Source organism: Roseivirga sp. 4D4 (assembly GCF_001747095.1).
Taxonomy (GTDB): domain Bacteria; phylum Bacteroidota; class Bacteroidia; order Cytophagales; family Cyclobacteriaceae; genus Roseivirga.
The window spans coordinates 4,044,925-4,066,922 of record NZ_MDGP01000001.1 but is presented as its reverse complement, the minus strand read 5'-3'; the positions used below and the strand labels follow the sequence as shown (position 1 = coordinate 4,066,922).

Sequence of the window (21,998 nt, the reverse complement as noted above, 5' to 3'; positions counted from 1 at the left end):
CTCAATGAAGTATTTGAACAGTACCACTTCAAGAACTGTTTGGCAAATGTTTTTTCGATAAGATTTAACCCATGATTGAAAGTCTGAACTTGATGCCAACGGAGCCATTTATGTAGCCGACCCAAGAAATCACAAAATTCGGAAAATCGTTTTCAATAATTAGTAGCAGTACAATACATTAAGCAATTGAATAACGAGCACCTCTCATATGAGAGGTGCTTTTATTTTAGAATAGTGTGTAATGAGTCACCTCAATATTTCGTTACTTTGGTGCCATGAGAAAATCATTTCTCTTATTGATCACATTGCTCTGCCTCACATCCCTTGGTTTTGCCCAATCCAAGAAGAAAAAAACCAAGGAAAAAGAAGAGGTAGAGAAACCTGATATCAGGTTCAAAAAGGCAGATGTGGATACCATGCCTGACGCTGACCTAAAGAAAAAGCGGAACTACTATTATGGTGAAAAGACAAAGAAGTCTTTTACCACTAAAGATTCTCGGACTGCGGTCACCTACGAGCTATTCAATGTATTACGAGAACCGGTTAAGGTTGATAGTTATGTCAGAAGAATATATTATCACGATACTCGAAAGGGTGAGGTTGTTGCAGTGACAGGAAGAGGTCAGACGCTGTCCAGAGTACTTCATGGCCCTTATAAAAGAACAGTGAATGACATAGTGGTGGAAGAAGGCATGTACTATTATGGTACAAAGAACGAAACCTGGATGTACCAGAAAACTGATTCCACGCTTTATGATAAGAGGCACTATGTGAAAGGCTGGTTTCGCGATTCAGAAATCACCTACTACGATGAAGATCAGAAAACCAGAGTTAAGGAAGTTATACCCTATCGATATGGCAAAAAAGAAGGTGAGTACTATCTCTTCTTCCCTAGTGGAAACATTGCGGTAAGAGGACGATATGAATTCGATAGAAAAGTAGGTGTCTGGGAAGAATTCCACAACCTGCCTGGCGTAAGTAGAATCAAAAAAGAAATCCAATATCCCCCAGAGTTCTATTTGAAAGATTTCAAATCCTATGTCCGGAAAGAATGGAATCGCAATGCTACGCCAACTTATGTGGCGCCCCCTAAGAATCAATAGAAAGCATCCTTAAGGTGAAGGATTTCATCTTCCCCCTTTTTACTCAAAATTGCCACAATATCAAACCGAATGTCTCCTGACCACTCAACCTCTCTCATATATTCTTCGGCCGCTTTTATGATCGCGGCCTGCTGAGTATTGGAAACAAATGACTCTGGTTCTCCAAAACTTCTGCTTGTTCGGGTCTTGACCTCCACAAAGATCATGAGCCCATCTTTTTGACAAATAATGTCGATCTCGGACTTCTTAAACCGATAGTTTCTTGCTAGAATCTCATAGCCATTGGCCACCAAGTACTCAGCGGCTAAATTTTCTCCTTTTGTGCCAATCGTTTGCATAGATATGAATCTGCCGTTGATTAATTTAGGCATTAATTTCTGCTAACTTCGATCATTCGAATATTCAATCCCCTATGCTTAAATCCATCAACCCAACAAGCACCACCAGCTGGCAAAAACTTAAGGCGCATTTTGAGGCCATGAGTTCAGCGGAAATGAAGCAGCTATTTGATACTGATCCAGAAAGATTCAAGAAGTTTTCTTTGAAGTTCAATGACCTTTTAGTCGATTTCTCGAAGAACATCATCACTCAGGAGACCATGGAACTTCTCGTTAATCTGGCCAAAGAATGTGAGCTCAAGCAGGCCATTGAGAGCAAATTTAATGGCCAACCCATTAATGCCACAGAAGGACGTGCTGTGTTACACACAGCCCTCCGCAACAAGTCTGATAAACCAATTATGGTAGATGGTAAAGATGTGATGCCAGACGTTAAATCTGCCTTAGCTAAAATGAAGGTATTTGCCGATAAGGTTACCTCTGGTAGCTGGCACGGTTATACGGGCAAATCAATTAGGTACATTGTCAATATCGGTATTGGTGGATCAGACTTGGGTCCCGTAATGGTTACCGAAGCCTTAGCACCTTATGCCACGTATGATACTACTACCTACTTTGTCTCTAATGTAGATGGTTCTCATGTTTCTGAAATTCTGAAAAAGGTGAATGCGGAAGAGACCCTTTTTATGATTGCCTCTAAAACCTTTACCACTCAGGAAACCATGACTAATGCGCATACCGCTAGAACATGGTTCTTAAATCAAGGTGCTTCTGAAGCCGATATTGCAAAACACTTCGTTGCACTTTCGACAAATGCAGATGCTGTGAGTGAATTTGGCATCGATACTAATAACATGTTCGAGTTCTGGGATTGGGTTGGTGGAAGATATTCGCTTTGGTCATCAATCGGTCTTTCCATTGCATGCACGATAGGTTTTGATGATTTTGATGAACTCTTAACCGGTGCCTTTGAAATGGATCAGCACTTCCAAAGTGCTGACTTTGACGAAAACATTCCAATTATATTAGCACTAATCGGTATATGGTATGGCAACTTTTTTGGAAGCGAGTCGGAAGCCATTTTACCTTATGATCAGTACATGCACCGTTTTGCTGCATACTTTCAACAAGGCAATATGGAGAGTAATGGAAAGTATATTGGACGAGATGGCAAGCCAGTCGATTACCAAACGGGTCCTATTGTGTGGGGAGAACCTGGTACCAATGGTCAGCATGCCTTTTATCAACTCATCCACCAAGGCACAAAATTGATTCCTTGTGATTTCATGGCACCGGCCCAAAGCCATAACGCGGTTGGAGACCATCACTCCAAATTACTATCTAACTTCTTCGCACAAACCGAAGCCTTAATGAAAGGTAAGTCTTATTCTGAAGTTGTTGAAGAACTCGAGCAACAAGGAAAATCAAAGGAGGAAATAGAAAAACTTGCTCCTTTCAAAGTGTTTGAAGGCAACAAACCTACCAATAGTATACTCTTCCAAAAACTGACACCGAGAGTTTTGGGTAGCCTTATCTCGATGTACGAACACAAAATCTTCGTTCAAGGCGTAATCTGGAATATCTATAGTTTTGATCAATGGGGCGTTGAATTAGGAAAAGTATTGGCTAAAAAGATCCTGCCAGAATTGTCTGATAACGATCAGGTTGAAAGTCATGATAGTTCCACCAATGGATTGATCAACGCCTATAAAGAAATGAGAAACGCATGAGCGAGAAGAACTACCTATACCCACTAAAGTTTGATACCATCTTTAAAGAGAAAATCTGGGGTGGAACAAAAATCAAGGATGTACTGAACAAGGATTTCTCCCCACTAAAAAACTGTGGAGAAACTTGGGAGATTTCGGGTGTTGAGGGAAACCTAACCACGGTCTCGGAGGGAAACTTAAAGGGCTGGACCCTTCCGGAACTTATCGCTGAGTACAAAGATGACCTTGTCGGGGCCAAAGTTTATGAAGAGTATGGTAATGAGTTTCCATTGTTGGTCAAGTTCATTGATGCAGCGCAAGACCTGTCCATTCAGGTTCACCCTAATGATAAGTTGGCAAAAGCCAGACATAACTCTCTAGGCAAAACCGAAATGTGGTATGTCTTTCAGGCGGATGAAGGCGCAAGACTAATTAGCGGTTTTAACAAAGACACCAATAAAGAGGAATATCTGGATCACCTTAGTAATGGAAGGCTAACAGACCTTTTGAATTATGAGGATGTCCAAAGCGGTGATTGCTTCTACTTGCCTGCTGGTAGAGTCCATACGATCGGTCAGGGTTTACTTCTGGCAGAGATTCAACAATCATCGGATGTCACCTATCGCATTTACGATTTCGACAGAACAGATGATGAAGGAAACAAGCGTGAACTGCATACAGAAGAAGCACTTGATGCACTAGACTATAAAGGGTACTCCGACTATAAAACCAACTACACACCTTGCCTAAATGAGTCGGTGCCGTTGGTGAAATCGCAGTACTTCAGAACCAACCTTTTAGACTATACCACGGGCATCATCAGAGAGCATTATAATTCTGCCTCTTTCATCATATATACATGCGTGCAAGGTGAAGCAGAAATAGCCACTCAGGGGCATAGTACAAAAATATGTATGGGTAATGCAGTTTTGGTACCTCGAAAGTTCCCAGAAATCCATATTCGGACCAAATCTGGTTTCAAAATGTTGGAAACCTACATGCCATAGTCTATTTTTGATTCATGGCTGGAAAGAAGAATATGAAGAGCTTCTCGGCCACGTTCTTAAATACGAAAGACAATAGCGTGGTCAAGAAAGAGTTTCTGGCGCGTAATCACACTTCTGCTCTTAGGAAAGCTAACAGACAAATTACGAAGTACGTTCGTGTATTGACTGTAGAACCCGTTGGAGAACAGAAGAAACCGGCCTAATTTAGCGTGTATATGTGGCCCCGTGAGCGCGAAAGACATGAGTTTTCATATTAATAAGACAGTTGAAGTAATAAATCTGGGTACTGATGACTACAAGCGTGTGTGGGACTATCAGGAATCTATTTTCAAAAAAACGGTTGATCAAAAGATCTTTAACCGGAAAACTGAGTACCCAAAAGATCAGGTTACTACCAACAACTATCTTATTCTATGTGAGCACCCTCATGTGTATACTCTAGGGAAAAGTGGTTCCATTGATAATTTGCTCCTTGACGATCAAGGACTCAAAGATCATTATGCCCAATTTTATCGGATCAACAGAGGCGGTGATATTACTTATCACGGTCCAGGGCAGCTTGTCGCCTATCCAATCTTAGATTTAGACCATTTCTTTACCGATATCCATAAATACCTTCGCTTTTTAGAAGAAGCTATCATCCTCACCTTGGCAGATTTTGGTTTGTCTGCAGGAAGGATTGATGGACTCACTGGCGTTTGGATTGATTTTGAAGAGGGAGCGAAAGACCCACGGAAAATTTGTGCCATGGGCGTGAAGTCAAGTCGTTGGGTCACTATGCATGGTTTAGCCCTAAATGTCAATACCGACCTTTCTTATTTCGAGCATATTGTACCCTGCGGGATAGACGACAAAGCCGTGACTTCCATGAACAAAGAGCTTGGCAGACACGTAGAAATATCAGAAGTTCAAGAAAAACTGACGCACTATATTGCCGAAGTTTTTGAAATGGACATTATCCAATCAAATGCGGTCTAGAAAACTCTATACTTATCTCCTACCCATCATTCTGCTGACTGCTATATTCAGCATACTCGGATTAAGGGATAGTATATCAGATGAACATCCTATTAACATCTCAATGAACGAGAAGCACAGAGGTGTTTGCTGGGTTGGTGGTCCACGCTTGGTGGATTCTACAATGCTCGAAGCACTGGCGACTCGTAATGTCAATTGGATCTCTCAGACTCCATTCGGATGGCAAAGAGGCTATAGCAACCCTGAAATTGGAAACAACATTGGCAATGATAGAGCTTGGTGGGGGGAAAGGGACGAAGGGCTAAAAGTAACTACTCAATTAGCAAGAGAAAGGGGAATTAAAACCATTCTAAAACCACACATATGGTTGCGTGACAATGAAGGCAAATGGCGCGGAGACATAGCCATGAATTCAGAAGAAGATTGGCAAAAGTGGTTTGCCGATTATGAAGAATTTATCCTTCACTATGCCAAATTAGCGGAAGCTGAAAAGATGGAAATGCTGTGCATTGGTACGGAACTTCACAAAACCTGCATTGAACGCGAACAGAACTGGAGAAGCTTAATTGCTAAAATCCGAAACGTCTATTCTGGCAAACTTACTTATGCAGCGAATTTCTCTGAGGAATTTGAGGATGTAGCCTTCTGGGATGAGCTCGATTATATAGGAGTTCAGGCCTATTTTCCTGTTGCAGAAACTGAAAATCCCACACTCGAAGAAGTAAGACAAGGCTGGCAACCACATTTAGAAAAACTTGAGGCCTTCTCAAGACAACACGAAAAACCGATTCTCTTTACAGAAGCTGGTTATAAAAGCACTAAAGACTCAGGGGTTGAACCCTGGGTTTGGCCTCAAAGACTTAGCCAAGAGGAAGTGCTGGATATTTATTCAGAAGAAACGCAAGCTACGCTCTACGAAGCCATGTTCAGAGAAGTATTCGATAAACCTTTCATCGCAGGAATACACCTCTGGAAGTGGTACCCATCCCAAAGAAGACGGTCAAACAACTCTAGCGATAGACAGCAAAGGCTCTATAACATTGACTTTACCCCTCAGGGTAAAAAGGCCGAGGAAGTCATGACAGAATGGTTTACGAAATTCAGTCAATAACCAGCTCAATTTCTATTTTTGCAACATGAAGAAGGACATTCAAATGCCCAAGGTGACCGGTGTAAAACTATGCATTGCAAAAAGCATCAACGACCTTGGTGAGAGCGACTGGCACGTTTATTTGATCAACAAAAATTTGATCGAGTTGACGAATGTCATGATCGTCTCCAAAGGTTATGAAAACAAAGATCCTGGCGCTCGAAAGACTTCTACCCTAAGGCACATGATAGAACAAGTGGATGGACAAAGTGTAGCTAAAGTAGAATCCATCAGTCCAGAAGTATTCTCTTTCTTTAATGAGTTTTGGGTAAGCTATTATATTGTTAATGAGCTCTTTGATAAGAAGTTCGTCATAGCCCCGTTCCAAGAATTTGACCTCGAAACGATCGATGAAATTGATCTTTTAGGAAGAATTGCCACTTGATTTCATGGAATTGTTCAATTACATTGTAATGAACAGACATGAAAGACATACACAACATCTTATTTCTGGATATTGAAACAGTACCCTTATATCCAACATTTGATCTCCTTCCCGATCGTTTCAAGACCTTATGGGAAAAGAAGTCCCGCTTTATAAAAGGAGCTGACCAACAAACGGCAGAAGAGCTTTATGCACGAGGCGGCATTTACGCAGAGTTCGGTAAGATCATTACTATTGCTGTTGGCTATTTTGTATCCAGTGGTGACGAGATAAAAAACTTCCGAATAAAGGCCTTTGCTAATCATGACGAAAAGATTTTACTCAATAAATTCTCTGCGCTCATTAATGAGCATTTTAATTCTAAAAAACTCAGGCTCTGTGCCCATAACGGTAAAGAATTTGACTTTCCTTATATAGGAAGAAGAATGTTGATTAATGAAATCTCTATTCCTGAACCGCTCAATTTGAGTGGACGCAAACCTTGGGAGGTGCCTCATATTGACACAATGGAGCTCTGGAAATTCGGAGACTACAAACACTTTACTTCATTGGATTTATTGGCCGCCCTCTTCGATGTTGACAGCAGTAAAGACGACATTGACGGCAGTCAGGTTTATGAGGTTTATTACCATGAAAAGAACCTTGAACGAATAGCCGAGTATTGCAAGCGAGATGTAATGGTACTTGCCCAAGTGTTTATGAGGTTGAATCAGATGCCCTTGCTAACAAAAGATGAAATCACCATTCTTTAAAGTCTGACTGAATAGAAGATTTGCACTTTTTTATTTCTACTTTTAAAACAACTCTATTCTCCATTAATGGCTCGAAAAAGAAAACCTCAGCACAAAAGAAAATCTAAAAATCCAGCCAGCGGCAACCCCAAAAGAGTCGAACCTCTAATTGCCGAATTTCTTGGTCGAAATCCGGGGAGAGGTTATCAAATTAAACAAATACTAAAAGGGCTGGGTGTAAGAGATGTTAAGTCAAAAAACATCGTAACCGAAGCCATTTTCAGATTGGAAGACTCAGGCAGTATCAAGAAGCTACGCAATGGTTCCTTCACAATAGACCCAGCAGATATTAAAACACTTATCGGTGTGGTAGACAATGTGAGTTCTCGATTCGCATATGTCACCTTGGAAGGTGGAGATGAGGAAGGAGATGTCTGGGTTTCTGTCAAAGACTTAAATGGCGCATTGGATGACGACAAGGTCAAGATTGTTTTGAAGCCTGGTCGCCATGGAAAAAGTCGCGAAGGAAAAGTAGTCGAGATCCTTGAGCGCAATAGGCAAGAATTTGTCGGTAGATTGGAGATGTCGACCCGCTATGGCTTTGTCATTCCTGACTTTAAGAAAATGTTCCATGACGTCTATGTACGCCTGGAAGACCTCAATGGAGCTAAGCACAACGACAAAGTGATTGTTAAAATCACCCAGTGGCCTGAAAGAGACAAAAAACCCGAAGGCATTGTCACGCGAGTATTGGGCAAGGCAGGGGAGCACAATGCTGAGATCCACTCCATAATTGCTGAGTTTGGCCTGCCATTAGAATTCCCTGAGGGAATTGAAGCCGAAGCCGAAACAATCTCGGATAAGATCACCGCAAAAGAAATCTCGAAGCGAAAAGACTTTCGCAAGATCACCACTTTCACCATCGACCCACATGATGCAAAAGACTTTGACGATGCGCTTTCCATTAAACCCTTGTCGAATGGAAACACAGAAGTGGGAATACACATTGCAGACGTCACCCATTATGTAGGTCTCAAAACTTCTTTGGAAAAGGAAGCAGTCGAACGAGCAACGTCAGTTTATCTGGTAGATAGAACGATCCCGATGCTTCCAGAAAGGCTTTCCAACGGACTTTGTTCACTTCGGCCTGAAGAAGAAAAGCTTACTTTCTCAGCAGTCTTTGAACTGGACGAGAATGGAAACATCAAAAAAGAGTGGTTCGGCAGAACCATCATCTACTCCGATAGAAGATTTACCTACGAAGAAGCACAAGAAAGACTTGAATCTGGAGAAGGCGACTTTCATGAAGAAGTCAAGGCACTGGATGTACTGGCCAAAAAGCTTCGACAAAAGAGGTTTGATAACGGAGCTGTCAATTTCGAAACCGTTGAGGTTAAGTTCAAACTAGATGAAAAAGGAACTCCTCTTGGAGTGATTCCGAAAGAGCGTAAGGATGCTCACATGCTTATAGAGGAGTTTATGCTCCTAGCCAATAAGCGCGTAGCAGAGTTTATATATAATAAGGTCAAACAAGCCAATCCACTGACCTTCGTTTATAGATCTCATGATAACCCCGATCCGGAAAAGCTCGATACCTTCTCCAATTTTGCCAGAAGGTTTGGTCATCAGCTAGATTTTGAGAAAAGAGGAATTTCCAAGTCACTCAATGGCCTGATCGATCACATAGAAGGGAAACCTGAACAGAATGTACTACAGCAATTGGCCATTAGAACCATGGCCAAGGCCAAATACACTACCGATACCAAAGGACATTTTGGGCTTGCCTTTCCTCATTATACCCACTTTACCTCCCCCATCAGACGCTATCCGGATATGATGGTACATCGATTACTTCAACATTACCTTGATGGCGGTAAGTCAGTAGACAAAGAGGAATATGAAGAGCTCTGTGTGCATTCTTCAGACCGCGAGAAACGCGCTGCCGATGCCGAAAGAGCTTCGATTAAATACAAGCAGGTGGAATTTATGTCGCTTGTTGAACAAAAAGATTTCGAAGGTATTGTGAGCGGAGTCACTGAATGGGGCATCTATGTTGAAATTACAGAAACGAAGTGTGAGGGAATGGTCCGCATTGCCGATCTGGACGATGATTTTTACGAATATGATGAACAAAACTACCGTGTGATTGGTAGAAGAAACAAGCGAATGATTAGCCTGGGTGATAAAGTGATGGTCAATGTTAAGGCCACCGACATAGACAGGCGAACCATCGATCTAATTTTTGCAGAAAATGACCAATAACCTTCAGGAGCTCGTCAATCAAATCAATAAGCGACTCGAAGAATTAGAATACGGAACTGACCCCAACGAGCTTTACGATCCCATTCGATACATCATGTCACTGGGGGGTAAGCGCCTTCGGCCTGTGCTTGTCTTGCTGGCATACAGGCTTTTTAAGGAAGATCATGACCGAATCATTGATCAGGCTATTGCCGTTGAGGTATTTCACAACTTCACCTTGATGCATGACGATATTATGGACGAAGCCCCTTTGAGAAGAGGCAAACAGACCGTTCATGAAAAATGGAATGAAAGCACAGCCATTCTTTCTGGAGATGTCATGATGGTGAAAGCCTATGATTTGATCATTGAGGCAGAAGCAAACCTTAAGCAGATTGTCAAAGATTTTAACCATTGCGCTGCTGGAGTTTGTGAAGGACAGCAAATGGATATGAACTTCGAAGACTTACCAACTGTCTCTGAAGCACAATACATCAATATGATCCGTCTAAAGACAGCCGTTCTTTTAGGCTTTAGTCTTAAACTAGGTGCTATGTTGGCTAACGCAACTGAAAGCGAGGCTAATGCGCTCTACGAATTCGGGGTTGATATTGGAATAGGGTTCCAACTGAAAGATGATCTCTTAGACGTTTATGCTGATCAAGCAAAGTTTGGAAAACAGGTCGGTGGTGACATCATTTCTAATAAAAAGACTTTCCTATTACTCAAAGCCCTCGAGCTGGCTAATGACAATCAATCTACCCGGTTGAATGACTGGCTCCATCAAAGCGATTTCGACCCTCAAGAGAAGGTAGAGGCAGTCAAGAACATCTATAACGAAATAGGTATTCATGAGCTCACCATGGCAAAAATGAACGATTACTTTCAGAAAGGATTTGAAGCCTTGGCAGAAATTGAAGTAGCAGAAGAAAAGAAAAAGCCGTTAATTGACTTTGCAGATTACTTAATAAACAGAGACAAGTAAATGGAAATCACTTATGGGCTAATGATTGCAATTGGGTTAATCACCTATTATGCATGGCAGCGTCCAGATATGCATCGCAAACTGATGCTAAATCCATATGCCGCTTTCCACGAAAGACAATTTACAAGGCTGATTACTTCAGGTTTTGTACACAATAATGGAATGCACCTCTTCCTCAACCTTTTTACCCTCTACTTCTTTGGGGGAGCGATCGAGAAGATATTCATGTCCTTTTTTGGCGATGCAGGCAGTTTCCTTTACGTACTTCTCTTCCTTACTGCGGTAGCGGTTGCCAATATCCCAACATTGATTAAGCATAAAGATCACCCCAATTATAACTCTCTGGGTGCATCAGGAGGTGTTTCTGCTTTAGTCATGGCCTTTATACTCTTTGACCCTTTGCAGGATTTATGTCTCTATGCGATTGTCTGCCTGCCGGGCTATGCATTAGGCGGACTATTTATTGTTTACTCTATTGTAATGGGAAAAAGAGGAGTAGATAATATCAACCACGATGCGCACCTATATGGTGCACTCTATGGTGTACTTTTTATCCTCTTGCTGAAACCAGCGATTTTCGAACAATTTATAAACACCTTATTCTAAGGTAGAATGAACAAAGCCTCACTAATCCTACTGCTCTTAGCAGTCTTTAATATTTCTTTTGCCTATCAAGAGGTTGTAGACACCACTACTACGGAAGACAAGAAGCATATACTTGACTCTCTTTACCTTACTGGTGCCAAAGGATTTAGTCAAATCTTTATGCAAAACAGTATCATATTAGGGAGAGCAACTATTGCTTCACAAACCGAAGGTTTACTGATTTATGAGATCAGCGTAGATGGGAACGGCAAGGTGGCCATGCGGTTCATGACCAAGGTATCTGATGAAATAGAAAGCGCGGTTACCTCAATAATAGTAAACAGTGCTAATAACTGGATCAATATTGGTAGACCTTACAAGTTGTATAAGCCACTTGTCTTTAGCCTCGGGACCTATCAGGTTAACCAGATAATGGGTGCTTTAAATGAGTTCCCCTCCAAATTCGAGCTACCATTCATGCGTTCTTCAACACATAGTGTAATAAGAGGAACATCTGTTAGAACTAGGACTACTATAGAAAGAAAGCCCGGTGATATTAGGAGTAATAAACAAATCGCGCGTGAGATGGGAGAACAATTGAGGAGAGAAAGGATGATGAATCAACCCACACCACGATATCCTAACGTTGATGGAGCTACTATGAAAGAGTATAATAAAGAGCTCAAAAAGTTCGAAAACTTCATGAAGAAAGGTAAGTCTAAGAAAGCCTATTTCAGCCTGAATAAAATCATTCGCTACAACCCGTTTAACAAATCTTACATTCAACAACGAAGAAGGCTTGAAAAAGAGTTAGGGAAAGATGAATATCGGGTCTATGATATACTCTGGCTTCAGGCCATGGACTATATAGCCTCAGCACAAAACAAAAAACCCTGACGTTTCCGCCAGGGTTTCATTTTTATATTGTTTTTAAAGCTTAAGCTTCGGCAGCTTCCTCGCTAAAAGGGACTACAGAAACAAAAGATCTGTCTTTTCTACCTTTTCTAAACTCAACCACTCCATTAGTCAATGCAAATAAAGTATGATCTTTACCCATTCCAACATTGGTACCTGGATGATGTTGCGTTCCTCTTTGTCTTACGATGATATTACCGGCAATTGCAGCCTGACCACCATAAATCTTGACGCCAAGTCGTTTCGATTCCGACTCTCTACCGTTATTCGAACTACCTGCTCCTTTCTTATGTGCCATGGTATCTTCTTATTTAGAAATTTTCTCAATTAATACTTTTGTGAATTGCTGGCGGTGACCATTCTTCACTTTGTATCCTTTTCTTCTCTTCTTCTTAAAGACGATCACTTTGTCGCCCTTTACATGTCCGATGATTTTACCAGACACCTTAGCACCCTTTACTACTGGGGCACCAACTTCTACTTTACCTTCGTTGTCGAGTAACAATACGTTACCGAACTCTACGGAAGCGCCTTCTTCGCCCTCCATCAATGGAGCGTATACGAATTGGTCTTGCGTTACCTTGAACTGCTTACCTGCTATATCTACTATTGCGTACATTTTGAATGTTTTTCAAAAACGGACTGCAAAGGTAATGGAATGTTGGGGAAAAACAAACCAAAACAAATCCATAAATGCAAGAGAATTTTCAATATTAAATTTTCATTTTTTTTCATGCCGTCATACGATATAGATTCGAATAAGTTTTAATCTAAGCCCAGTCCCGCAGCTATCTATATAACAGACAGTTAAACCTCTTTTGGAAAACGATTACACATGTGCAATAACTAAAAATTTAGCGTTGATTTTTCAGCCAGTTTTTGTAATATTTGTTAAAGGTTACGACCCCAATAAACAACCTATCCTCTGGTCGAAGTCTTACTCATAGAGTATCAAGACTTTAACTGGAAACTCTTAAAAAAATTTAGAGAATTCTTCAAAGGTTCGCCTTTGATTATGTGTGTTTATGTGAAGAAGCATGTCTTCTTCCGCGTGACTTGTATTATTTCGACCCCAATAACTAAAGATCAACATGAGTGAGCTGACAGCAGCAGTGCAGGAGCCTTTATTGAAAGAAAACAAAAACAGGTTCGTTCTTTTCCCTATTCAACACGATGACATCTGGCAATATTATAAGAAAGCCGAAGCGAGCATTTGGACAGCGGAAGAAATTGACCTTCACCAAGACCTAACGGATTGGAATGAAAAACTTACGGAGGACGAGCAATACTTTATAAAACACATCCTTGCCTTCTTTGCCGCATCTGATGGCATTGTTAATGAGAACCTTGCCGAAAACTTCGTAAACGAAGTACAATACACCGAAGCAAAGTTCTTCTATGGTTTCCAGATCATGATGGAAAACATACATTCAGAAACCTATTCTTTATTAATAGATACTTACATCAAGAATCCACAAGAAGCCAATGAGCTTTTTAATGCGATCGAAACTTTCGATGCGATTAAGAAAAAAGCAGAATGGGCTTTGAAATGGATTGATTCACCTTCGTTCGCTGAAAGACTGATAGCCTTTGCCGCTGTCGAAGGTATTTTCTTCTCTGGTAGCTTCTGTTCTATCTTCTGGTTGAAGAAAAGAGGATTGATGCCAGGACTTACTTTCTCCAATGAGTTAATCTCACGTGATGAAGGACTTCACTGCGACTTTGCTGTTCACTTGCACAATGAGCACTTGGTAAACAAAGTACCTCAGGAAAGAATCAAAGAGATCATCATTGATGCACTTGATATCGAGCGTGAATTTATTACAGAATCTCTTCCAGTAAGACTGATCGGTATGAACTCAGACTTGATGGCACAGTATCTAGAATTTGTAACAGACAGACTGTTGACGGAACTAGGTTGCCCTAAAGTTTACAATTCAACCAACCCTTTTGATTTCATGGAAATGATATCACTACAGGGAAAAACTAACTTCTTTGAAAAGAGAGTTGGCGATTACCAAAAAGCGGGAGTAATGAAAGACAAAGACGATACATCGGATGCCCGATCATTGTCTTTTGACGCAGACTTCTAAGAAAAAATATTTAATACCCCCAAACCCCAATAAATAATGTTAGTAGTAAAAAGAGACGGCAGACGCGAGTCTGTCAAATTCGACAAAATCACCGCCCGGGTCGAAAAGCTCTCATACGGCTTGGACTCCAACTTCGTTGAACCGATCGATGTTGCCAAAAAGGTAATTGAAGGTCTGTTCGATGGTGTGAGCACCCCGGAACTAGATAATCTTGCAGCAGAGATTGCAGCAACCATGACCGTTCAGCACCCTGATTATGCTAAACTGGCCGCAAGGATTGCAATTTCTAACCTGCACAAGACCACTAGCAAATCTTTCTCAAACACCATGAAAAGGCTCTACACTTACGTAGACCCAAAGACTGGCGAAAACGCACCTCTAGTTTCTAAAGAAACTTACGGTATCGTAAAGAAGAATGCCGCGGTACTTGACTCAACCATCATTTACGATCGTGACTTCAGTTATGATTACTTCGGTTTCAAAACACTGGAGCGTTCGTACCTAATGAAATTAGACGGTAAAATCGTAGAACGTCCTCAGCACATGCTCATGAGAGTAGCTGTAGGTATTCACGGTGATAACCTCGACAAAGTAGTAGAAACGTACAACCTACTTTCAGAAAAGTGGTTTACACACGCTACGCCTACGCTTTTTAATGCAGGCACACCAAAACCTCAACTTTCTTCTTGTTTCCTTTTAACAATGAAGGATGACAGCATTGACGGTATCTATGATACCTTGAAGCAATGCGCTAAGATTTCGCAGTCTGCAGGAGGAATTGGCCTTAGCATTCACAATGTGAGAGCTAAAGGATCATACATCAAAGGAACAGGTGGAGTTTCTAACGGTATCGTTCCGATGCTTAGAAACTTTGACATGACGGCTCGTTATGTAGATCAAGGTGGAGGTAAGCGAAAAGGATCTTTCGCCATGTATCTTGAGCCTTGGCATGCCGATATCTTTGACTTCCTTGATTTGAAAAAGAATCATGGTAAAGAAGAATTAAGAGCAAGAGATCTTTTCTATGCACTTTGGATTCCAGACCTATTCATGAAGAGAGTAGAAGCCAATGAAGATTGGACACTACTTTGCCCTAATGAGTGCCCTGGCTTGTCAGATGTGTATGGCGAAGAATTCGAGAAGCTATATGAAAAGTATGAGAAAGAAGGTAAAGGTCGTCAGACCGTTAAGGCGCAAGACCTTTGGTTCGAAGTACTAGAATCTCAAATCGAAACTGGTACGCCTTATATGCTATATAAGGATGCAGCCAACAAGAAATCAAACCAGAAAAATTTAGGAACGATTAAATCGTCTAACCTTTGTACTGAAATTATTGAGTACACTGCTCCAGACGAAGTTGCCGTTTGTAACCTTGCTTCATTGGCATTACCAATGTTCGTGGATGAGGAGAAAGGTACTTATGACTTCCAAAAACTATATGATGTTACCTATGTAGCCACTAAGAACCTGAACAGGGTAATCGATGTGAACTACTATCCGGTACCGGAAGCTAGGAACTCTAACATGCGTCACAGACCAATCGGTTTGGGTGTGCAGGGACTTGCTGATGCCTTTATCCTTATGAGAATGCCATTCGATTCTCCTGAAGCGAAAAAGCTGAATAAGGACATCTTTGAAACCATCTATTTTGCCGCAATGACTGCTTCTAAAGATGAAGCAAAAGCTGACGGTGCATACGAGACTTTCAAAGGATCACCGGTGTCAAAAGGCATCTTCCAGTACGATATGTGGGGTGTTACTCCAGATTCAGGACTTTGGGATTGGGATAGCCTCAAGAAAGAAGTGAAGAAGCATGGTGTGAGAAACTCATTATTGGTGGCTCCAATGCCTACGGCTTCTACCTCTCAAATACTCGGAAACAACGAGTGCTTTGAGCCATACACTTCAAACATCTATACAAGAAGAACATTATCAGGTGAGTTTGTAATTGTAAACAAACACTTGATGAAAGACCTGATCAAGCTTGATTTGTGGAATCCTGATATGAAGAACAAATTGATCGCTGCACAGGGGTCAGTTCAAAATATTCCTGAGATTCCTCAAAACATTAAAGATCTATACAAAACTGTTTGGGAAATCTCTCAGAAAGCTGTCATTGAAATGTCAGCAGACAGAGGAGCCTACATTTGTCAGTCTCAGAGTTTGAACATCCACATTCAGGATCCAAACTTTGGTAAGTTGACATCAATGCATTTCTATGCTTGGAAGAATGGCTTGAAAACAGGCATGTATTACCTAAGATCAAAAGCAGCAACCAGCGCTATCCAATTTACTGTAGACAAAGCCGCAGCGAGCGTGCCAACACCTACGGCAGCAGAATTGGAGCAAAATGCAGCGGATATGGCTTGCTCATTAGATAATCCTGACGGCTGCGAAGCCTGTGGTAGTTAGTAATATCGGGGTTGATTACTACTAACGTAGAAACCCTGACCGGGCGGTCAGGGTTTTTTTATTGCCTTTCTAAATAACCCAGCCTCAACACCCCTCGCAATCTTCTCCATCCTCTTCAAACTCGAGGGTAGAGTGTTTTATATTCAACTCAGCCAATTTCAACTTAGCTCTTGATTTAATATCTGTCAATTCACGTAAGGAATACACTTTATCAAGCACCACATGTGCAGATAGTACGTGATACTCACCATCCATAGACCATACATGGCAATCATGCACATCAATTATTTCAGGAAGACATCTAAGGCCTTCCTGAATGGCTGGTATATCCACATCCTGTGGTGTGGTTTGAAGAATGATATTGAAACTTTGCTTCAGGTTTTTGATCACATTGTAGATAATGAACAGCGCGATAAATACTGATAATAATGGATCAATGAATTGCCAATCAAGGTACATGATCATCAGGCTTCCTAGCAACACGGCTATCCAACCCAAAACATCTTCTAAAAGATGAAGCCTTATGGCCTTTTCGTTCATCGTCTTTCCCTTTTTCAAGCGAAATACAGCAGCACCATTTACAATAACACCAAAAATGGCAATGATCAACATTCCCTTACTATCAACTTCTCCTGGGTTGGAAATTTGTGGAGCCGCTTCAGATATGATGATCACTGAACCCACTAACAAGATGGCCGAATTGACAATAGCACCAATTAACGAAAAGCGTTTATATCCATAGGTGAATCTTTCATTACTGTCTTTGTGGTCAGAAAGGTGCTGAAAGTACCAGGACAGCCCTATGCTCAGGCTATCCCCTAAATCGTGTAACGCATCAGACAGGATTGCCAAACTGCCTGTGATGAGTCCTCCTATTACTTCAATAATGGTAAAAGAAAGATTCAGGAAGAAGGCGACTTTCAGGTTCTTGGAACCATGTCCATGTTCTGCATTGTGATGATGGTGATGCCCCATACCCTTAAGATAGTCAATTCAGCAGCGCAACAGGGTTTCAATACTCAAATAGCCAATTGTGCTATGACTGCAGCAAGTGCACCTAAGATTGAAACTGAGAAGCGTTTCCAGTTCAACTTATGATGTGGGTCGGTCTCTATAAAGATGGTGGTGGAAATTTGCAGGAAGCCACCAGCTACAATGGCAAAGAAGATAATCAAGTAACGTTCGGGGAAAACATCCGAGTGGCCAAAGAACTCTGAAAACAACAACCCAAGAGGAGATGCTAAGGCAAACGTCAGCATTAAAAGTATAGCTTTCTTGATGCTCTTCATCTGGCTTACCAATAATGCCATTAATGCCAGTGCAGCGGGTATCTTATGCATAACGATCCCCAACAGAATCTTCGGAGAACTACCATGACTATAGACAGAATCAGGGCTGTGGTTTGAGTGAATGGCATCTGTCATAATGCTTCCCTCAAGAAAAGAGTGTAACCCTAGTGCGATCAATAGATAAGGCACAGAATAAGCACCATGGGCATGGACATGCCCATGTTCCACCCCATTGGAAAAGTTCTCTAATACCTTTTGGATAAAGAAGCCTATGAGTATGTAAAGCCCGAGTCTAAATGGGTCTTCTCCACTCAAAAACAAATCTGGAATGAGGTGAATCACTGTCATTGAAAACAGATAGGCACCCGCAAAAACCAGGAAATAGCTTAACCTCTCAGCCTTGAATGACTTTTGATTAATCATCAAGGCACCAGGAATGGCTACGCTAAGAAATAATATGATGGCATTGATGATCATTAACTCACTGATGTTTTTGCAACAGAATTGCAAATATCTAAAAGAAAATGAGAGTTAGGCAAAAAAGGTTCAATATATCGATGAAACTACTAGTCGACTATTTTATCAGTTAAACCGGGAGAGACATAGGTCACCATTTTTCCTTGATCATCCGCATAAATAAGGTAAGCCTCTAGGGTCGGATCAGACTCAATGAGTTTGATACTCTCTTCTAAGCCCAAAACCATGCATGCCGTGGCAAATCCATCGGCCAACATGCAAGTCGGTGCTAAAACGGTGGCGCTCAAAAGAGTCTGCATTTTAGGAAATCCAGTTCGAGGATCTATAGTATGGGCCACTTTACGGCCATCTTCCAGAACTCGAAAGTTTCTATAGTTTCCACTGCCAGCCATCCCCCTATTTTCAAGATAAATGGCATCAAATATGCCTCCAATGCGGGCCTCATCAGGTACTTCAATAGCAATTGTCCAGACCTTACCCTCAATGTTTTTTCCACTAGCCCTAACCTCACCTCCTATCTCAACCATATAGTCATTAATCCCAATAGAAGTCAGCCAATCGGCCACCACATCAATAGCCTGTCCCTTGGCAATAGCAGAAAAGTTCAGTTTAACCTCCGGGATTTCCTTAGAAACCCGAGTTTGGTCATAGGTCAGATTCTGAAAACCCACGAAACCTAGAAGAGAATCAACTTTTGATGAATCTAAATCTAAGGTCTTGCCATCACCAAAACCCCATGCATCTATCAATGGACCGAGCGTTGGATCGAAGGCACCATTCGACTCCTTATACACCTTCGCACTAGCCTCTAATACATCGTAGAAGTAAGGCAAGGTGAACTTTACTGAACCAGACCTATTAAAAGTAGATATCTCAGAATCAGGAATATAAGTTGACAGTGCTTGATTAAAATCTCTAAGCAATGAGTCTATCTCAGCTTTGTAATTACTGAACTCCGTATCGAGATACTTTATGTTGTATGGGATGGTTCCCATAGTCGTACCATTCACATAAATCTCCTTAGTTTGTTGCTGTCGGTAATTCCAAACTACAAAGATGGCAATCACTAAAACGATGAGATAAACACGGGATTTGGCATTCTTATTCATACCTGAGATTTTGATTCAAAGATAGGCCAAAACCATCTGCAATAAAGTTCTGCGGGATTAAACTTGATGGATGAAAGCATCATCTATCTGAATCTTTTATCTTGTGAAAAATTTCCGGCATGCGTGAGGATTATTTGAATGGCAGTGACGATGAGTTGAGTTCAACCGAACGCGACATCGAGCGTGCCCTTCGCCCCTTAAGTTTCGAAGACTTTACTGGTCAACATAAGATTGTTGAGAACATCAAGGTATTTGTAATGGCTGCCAAACAGCGTGCAGAACCTTTGGATCATGTACTCTTGCATGGACCTCCTGGCTTAGGAAAAACCACGCTTTCTCATATCATTTCGAATGAATTGGAGTCAGAGATAAAAGTTACCTCAGGACCTGTATTGGACAAACCCAGTGATCTGGCCGGGCTATTGACTAACCTAGAAGAAGGTGATGTCCTTTTCATCGATGAGATACATAGGCTGAACCCTATAGTGGAAGAGTATTTGTACTCGGCCATGGAAGACTATAAAATTGATATCATGCTAGATTCTGGCCCAAATGCCAGAACAGTACAAATAAGCTTGAACCCCTTTACACTAATCGGAGCTACTACACGATCGGGGCTCTTAACCTCACCACTTCGCGCCAGGTTTGGTATCAATGCCAGGTTGGAATACTATGACTCAAAACTATTAACCTTAATCGTTTTGCGCTCTTCGGAAATTCTAAATACTCCGATCAATGAAGATGCTGCCTATGAAATAGCCCGAAGAAGTAGAGGAACCCCTCGTATTGCAAATAACTTGCTCAGAAGAACTAGAGACTTTGCTCAAATAAAAGGCACTGGTACCATCACCATTGACATTAGTCAAATGGCATTAAATGCTCTGGATGTAGACTCTCATGGCTTGGATGAGATGGATAATCGTATTCTCACCACCATCATTGAAAAGTTCAAAGGTGGGCCTGTGGGTATTTCCACAATCGCCACCGCAGTGGGCGAAGAAGCAGAAACGATCGAGGAAGTTTATGAGCCATTTCTTATTCAGGAGGGTTTCTTAAAGCGAACCTCTCGTGGTAGAGAAGCAACCGATTTAGCTTATGAACACCTTAAACTCAAGAAACCCGGTCAGTCGGGTACTCTGTTTGGGTAATCGAAATAAGTTTCCCCTTTGGGGAAATGTCCACCGGATAAAGGGGCAATGAACCACCAAATCTCACATAACACCTCAATCGTAAAGGCCATGGCCCAAGATTTAGGCTTTGACTTTTGTGGGATTTCCAAGGCTGAATTCCTCTCCGAAGAGGCTCCTAGGTTAGAGAAATGGTTGAAGAATAAAGCTCACGGAGAGATGAGCTATATGGAAAACCATTTTGACAAGAGGCTAGACCCAACCCAATTGGTTCCAGGGGCCAAATCCGTGGTATCGCTGCTCTACAACTACTACCCTGAGAAAGACCTCGCTTCCCATCAAACGGATAACCCAAAAATTGCGAAGTATGCCTATGGCAAGGATTATCACTTTGTGATCAAGGATAAACTAAAGGAATTTATGCATCTACTGGAAGAGCAGGTTGGCCAGGTAGAAGGAAGGGTATTTGTTGATTCTGCCCCTGTGATGGAAAGGCAATGGGCAGCGAAATCAGGATTGGGTTGGATTGGTAAAAACACGCTACTCATCAATAAAGATCGAGGTAGCTTCTACTTTCTAGCCGAGTTAATCATTGACCTAGAGCTTGAAGTGGATGGACCAATCAAAGACTATTGTGGCACCTGTACCAAATGCATAGACGCCTGCCCAACAGATGCCATTACGCCCTATGAGCTTGATGCTTCTAAATGCATTTCTTATTTGACCATTGAGTTGAAGGACCAGCTACCCTCAGAGTTTAAGGGTAAGATGGAGGGATGGGCTTTCGGCTGTGATATTTGCCAAGATGTTTGCCCATGGAATCGCTTCTCCAAGCCCCATACAGAACCCGAATTTCATCCGAAAGATGAGTTGATAGAATTATTTAACAATAATTGGCAAGATTTAACAGAAGAGGTTTTCAGGTCAGTTTTCAAAGGATCAGCGGTGAAAAGAACCAAATTTGAGGGCTTAAAACGGAATCTAGATTTCCTTAAAAAAATTTAAGCCCATCATTTCTGATGGGCTGGTTCATGATTCTTTTTACTGTGTTAAAACGAATTGGCGATCTATGATTGGGCCATAAACCTTTCCAAATTGCGCATAACACCAGTTTTTTAGCTCATTCAATTCATCTTCCACGAGTGACTTGATGGCTTTTCTTAACTCTCTCTCAAATAATTTCTTATCAAAGCTAACCTTCGAGAGGATAATTTTGAAATACTCCAACATGTTAAGAACGTTTAGGGTTATGAATCTAAATTCCGGTATCGGTCGTACCATTCATACGAACGAATGGTTCCAATGGTTATTCCTTTTAAAAATGAATTTATATTTGAATTAGATTTCCACTGGGAGATTCAAAA

Annotated in this window: 23 protein-coding genes; 16 read left to right on the top strand and 7 right to left on the bottom strand. The window is 41.4% G+C overall.

Going from position 1 to position 21,998, the window contains the following annotated elements:
- Positions 1-275: 275 nt before the first annotated feature.
- Positions 276-1,103 carry a toxin-antitoxin system YwqK family antitoxin gene (locus BFP97_RS17785; protein ID WP_069843714.1) on the top strand — a complete coding sequence of 276 codons (828 nt, stop codon included), beginning with the start codon at positions 276-278 and terminating at the stop codon, positions 1,101-1,103.
- Here the strand turns inward: BFP97_RS17785 and BFP97_RS17780 are convergent.
- The gene (locus BFP97_RS17780; RefSeq protein WP_255399502.1) at positions 1,097-1,474 is read right to left on the bottom strand and encodes a YraN family protein; all 378 of its coding nucleotides are present in this window, start codon (positions 1,472-1,474) and stop codon (positions 1,097-1,099) included. The two genes, BFP97_RS17785 and BFP97_RS17780, sit on opposite strands and share 7 nt — an antisense overlap.
- A gap of 41 nt (positions 1,475-1,515) precedes the next feature.
- Between BFP97_RS17780 and pgi the strand changes: the two genes are divergently transcribed.
- The 11 genes from pgi to BFP97_RS17725 all read left to right on the top strand — a co-directional run bounded on the left by pgi (position 1,516) and on the right by BFP97_RS17725 (position 12,109).
- A complete protein-coding gene (gene pgi / locus BFP97_RS17775; protein WP_069843713.1) occupies positions 1,516-3,171 on the top strand; it encodes a glucose-6-phosphate isomerase in 1,656 nt (551 codons plus the stop codon).
- Positions 3,168-4,157, top strand: coding sequence for a type I phosphomannose isomerase catalytic subunit (locus BFP97_RS17770; RefSeq protein ID WP_069843712.1), 990 nt, complete (start codon positions 3,168-3,170; stop codon positions 4,155-4,157). The genes pgi and BFP97_RS17770 overlap by 4 nt, the downstream gene beginning before the upstream one ends.
- 14 nt (positions 4,158-4,171) lie before the next feature.
- Positions 4,172-4,360, top strand: a complete 189-nt coding sequence (locus tag BFP97_RS17765; RefSeq protein ID WP_069843711.1) for a hypothetical protein — start codon at positions 4,172-4,174, stop codon at positions 4,358-4,360.
- 37 nt (positions 4,361-4,397) lie between these two features.
- Positions 4,398-5,135: a lipoyl(octanoyl) transferase LipB gene (lipB, locus tag BFP97_RS17760; protein WP_069843710.1), complete on the top strand. Its 738-nt coding sequence runs from the start codon at positions 4,398-4,400 to the stop codon at positions 5,133-5,135.
- The gene (locus BFP97_RS17755; protein WP_069843709.1) at positions 5,125-6,246 is read left to right on the top strand and encodes a glycoside hydrolase family 113; all 1,122 of its coding nucleotides are present in this window, start codon (positions 5,125-5,127) and stop codon (positions 6,244-6,246) included. Before lipB ends, BFP97_RS17755 begins: the two co-directional genes overlap by 11 nt.
- 25 nt (positions 6,247-6,271) lie before the next feature.
- Positions 6,272-6,670 (top strand): hypothetical protein, encoded by a 399-nt coding sequence (locus BFP97_RS17750; RefSeq protein ID WP_069843708.1) that lies wholly within the window; start codon positions 6,272-6,274, stop codon positions 6,668-6,670.
- 38 nt (positions 6,671-6,708) lie between these two features.
- Complete coding sequence (locus BFP97_RS17745) at positions 6,709-7,422, top strand: 3'-5' exonuclease (protein WP_069843707.1); 714 nt, start codon at positions 6,709-6,711, stop codon at positions 7,420-7,422.
- A gap of 66 nt (positions 7,423-7,488) precedes the next feature.
- Complete coding sequence (gene rnr, locus BFP97_RS17740; protein WP_069843706.1) at positions 7,489-9,663, top strand: ribonuclease R; 2,175 nt, start codon at positions 7,489-7,491, stop codon at positions 9,661-9,663.
- Positions 9,653-10,627, top strand: a complete 975-nt coding sequence (locus tag BFP97_RS17735) for a polyprenyl synthetase family protein (RefSeq protein ID WP_170827505.1) — start codon at positions 9,653-9,655, stop codon at positions 10,625-10,627. The genes rnr and BFP97_RS17735 overlap by 11 nt, the downstream gene beginning before the upstream one ends.
- Complete coding sequence (locus tag BFP97_RS17730; RefSeq protein WP_069843704.1) at positions 10,628-11,233, top strand: rhomboid family intramembrane serine protease; 606 nt, start codon at positions 10,628-10,630, stop codon at positions 11,231-11,233.
- Between the two features lie 6 nt (positions 11,234-11,239).
- Positions 11,240-12,109, top strand: coding sequence for a hypothetical protein (locus BFP97_RS17725; protein WP_069843703.1), 870 nt, complete (start codon positions 11,240-11,242; stop codon positions 12,107-12,109).
- A 40-nt stretch (positions 12,110-12,149) separates the two neighbouring features.
- Here BFP97_RS17725 and rpmA read toward each other — a convergent pair whose 3' ends face one another.
- Positions 12,150-12,425, bottom strand: coding sequence for a 50S ribosomal protein L27 (rpmA, locus tag BFP97_RS17720; protein WP_069843702.1), 276 nt, complete (start codon positions 12,423-12,425; stop codon positions 12,150-12,152).
- A gap of 9 nt (positions 12,426-12,434) precedes the next feature.
- The gene (gene rplU, locus BFP97_RS17715; protein ID WP_069843701.1) at positions 12,435-12,746 is read right to left on the bottom strand and encodes a 50S ribosomal protein L21; all 312 of its coding nucleotides are present in this window, start codon (positions 12,744-12,746) and stop codon (positions 12,435-12,437) included.
- Positions 12,747-13,218: 472 nt separating this feature from the next.
- On the opposite strand from rplU, the gene BFP97_RS17710 reads away from it, so the two are divergent.
- Both BFP97_RS17710 and BFP97_RS17705 read left to right on the top strand, forming a co-directional pair.
- On the top strand, positions 13,219-14,220 hold the full coding sequence (locus BFP97_RS17710) for a ribonucleotide-diphosphate reductase subunit beta (protein ID WP_069843700.1): 1,002 nt from the start codon (positions 13,219-13,221) through the stop codon (positions 14,218-14,220).
- 36 nt (positions 14,221-14,256) lie between these two features.
- Positions 14,257-16,632 (top strand): ribonucleoside-diphosphate reductase subunit alpha, encoded by a 2,376-nt coding sequence (locus BFP97_RS17705; protein ID WP_069843699.1) that lies wholly within the window; start codon positions 14,257-14,259, stop codon positions 16,630-16,632.
- Positions 16,633-16,716: 84 nt separating this feature from the next.
- Here the strand turns inward: BFP97_RS17705 and BFP97_RS17700 are convergent, their stop codons facing one another.
- The 3 genes from BFP97_RS17700 to BFP97_RS17690 all read right to left on the bottom strand — a co-directional run bounded on the left by BFP97_RS17700 (position 16,717) and on the right by BFP97_RS17690 (position 19,507).
- A complete protein-coding gene (locus tag BFP97_RS17700; protein ID WP_069843698.1) occupies positions 16,717-17,607 on the bottom strand; it encodes a cation diffusion facilitator family transporter in 891 nt (296 codons plus the stop codon).
- Between the two features lie 44 nt (positions 17,608-17,651).
- The gene (locus BFP97_RS17695; protein ID WP_069843697.1) at positions 17,652-18,398 is read right to left on the bottom strand and encodes a ZIP family metal transporter; all 747 of its coding nucleotides are present in this window, start codon (positions 18,396-18,398) and stop codon (positions 17,652-17,654) included.
- A gap of 89 nt (positions 18,399-18,487) precedes the next feature.
- Positions 18,488-19,507 carry an FAD:protein FMN transferase gene (locus tag BFP97_RS17690; protein ID WP_069843696.1) on the bottom strand — a complete coding sequence of 340 codons (1,020 nt, stop codon included), beginning with the start codon at positions 19,505-19,507 and terminating at the stop codon, positions 18,488-18,490.
- A 119-nt stretch (positions 19,508-19,626) separates the two neighbouring features.
- Between BFP97_RS17690 and ruvB the strand changes: the two genes are divergently transcribed.
- Both ruvB and queG read left to right on the top strand, forming a co-directional pair.
- Positions 19,627-20,655: a Holliday junction branch migration DNA helicase RuvB gene (ruvB, locus tag BFP97_RS17685; RefSeq protein ID WP_069843695.1), complete on the top strand. Its 1,029-nt coding sequence runs from the start codon at positions 19,627-19,629 to the stop codon at positions 20,653-20,655.
- A 90-nt stretch (positions 20,656-20,745) separates the two neighbouring features.
- Complete coding sequence (queG, locus tag BFP97_RS17680; RefSeq protein ID WP_255399499.1) at positions 20,746-21,639, top strand: tRNA epoxyqueuosine(34) reductase QueG; 894 nt, start codon at positions 20,746-20,748, stop codon at positions 21,637-21,639.
- A 36-nt stretch (positions 21,640-21,675) separates the two neighbouring features.
- Here queG and BFP97_RS17675 read toward each other — a convergent pair whose 3' ends face one another.
- A complete protein-coding gene (locus BFP97_RS17675; RefSeq protein ID WP_069843693.1) occupies positions 21,676-21,864 on the bottom strand; it encodes a hypothetical protein in 189 nt (62 codons plus the stop codon).
- Positions 21,865-21,998: the final 134 nt, after the last annotated feature.